This is a genomic window from Staphylococcus sp. HMSC057A08 (assembly GCF_001812925.1).
Taxonomy (GTDB): domain Bacteria; phylum Bacillota; class Bacilli; order Staphylococcales; family Staphylococcaceae; genus Staphylococcus; species Staphylococcus hominis.
Map to the genome: position 1 here is coordinate 804 of NZ_KV810829.1, position 662 is coordinate 1,465.

6 tRNA genes are annotated in these 662 nt (G+C 51.7%); all 6 read left to right on the forward strand.

Going from position 1 to position 662, the window contains the following annotated elements:
- Nucleotides 1–55 precede the first annotated feature (55 nt).
- The 6 genes from HMPREF2881_RS00795 to HMPREF2881_RS00820 all read left to right on the forward strand — a co-directional run bounded on the left by HMPREF2881_RS00795 (nucleotide 56) and on the right by HMPREF2881_RS00820 (nucleotide 626).
- Nucleotides 56–129: transfer RNA gene (locus tag HMPREF2881_RS00795), tRNA-Met, on the forward strand.
- Between the two features lie 28 nt (nucleotides 130–157).
- A tRNA-Ile gene (locus tag HMPREF2881_RS00800) sits at nucleotides 158–231 on the forward strand.
- A gap of 9 nt (nucleotides 232–240) precedes the next feature.
- Nucleotides 241–333, forward strand: a tRNA-Ser gene (locus HMPREF2881_RS00805).
- Nucleotides 334–343: 10 nt separating this feature from the next.
- Nucleotides 344–417 (forward strand) — tRNA-Met (locus HMPREF2881_RS00810).
- Nucleotides 418–425: 8 nt separating this feature from the next.
- Nucleotides 426–501, forward strand: a tRNA-Asp gene (locus HMPREF2881_RS00815).
- Between the two features lie 35 nt (nucleotides 502–536).
- Nucleotides 537–626: transfer RNA gene (locus HMPREF2881_RS00820), tRNA-Ser, on the forward strand.
- Nucleotides 627–662: the final 36 nt, after the last annotated feature.

Genomic DNA, 662 nt, shown 5'->3' on the forward strand with positions numbered 1-662 from the left:
CAGCGGTTCGATCCCGCTAGTCTCCACCATTTAAATCATTTACAAACTATATAACGGCGGTGTAGCTCAGCTGGCTAGAGCGTACGGTTCATACCCGTGAGGTCGGGGGTTCGATCCCCTCCACCGCCACTAATTATTAGTTGTAGAATTAAAATTTGGACCTTTAGCTCAGTTGGTTAGAGCTAACGGCTCATAACCGTTCGGTCGCAGGTTCGAGTCCTGCAAGGTCCATATAATTTTGGAGGAATACCCAAGTCCGGCTGAAGGGATCGGTCTTGAAAACCGACAGGGCCTTAACGGGCCGCGGGGGTTCGAATCCCTCTTCCTCCGCCATTTTTATTATCGCGGGATGGAGCAGTTCGGTAGCTCGTCGGGCTCATAACCCGAAGGTCGGTGGTTCAAATCCGCCTCCCGCAATTTGTTTTGGTCTCGTAGTGTAGCGGTTAACACGCCTGCCTGTCACGCAGGAGATCGCGGGTTCGATTCCCGTCGAGACCGCCATCTAATAATTTAATAGCAATTTACCTATAAAATGTGGAGGAATACCCAAGTCCGGCTGAAGGGATCGGTCTTGAAAACCGACAGGAGCTTAACGGCTCGCGGGGGTTCGAATCCCTCTTCCTCCGTATTTGGTCTCGTAGTGTAGCGGTTAACACGCCTGC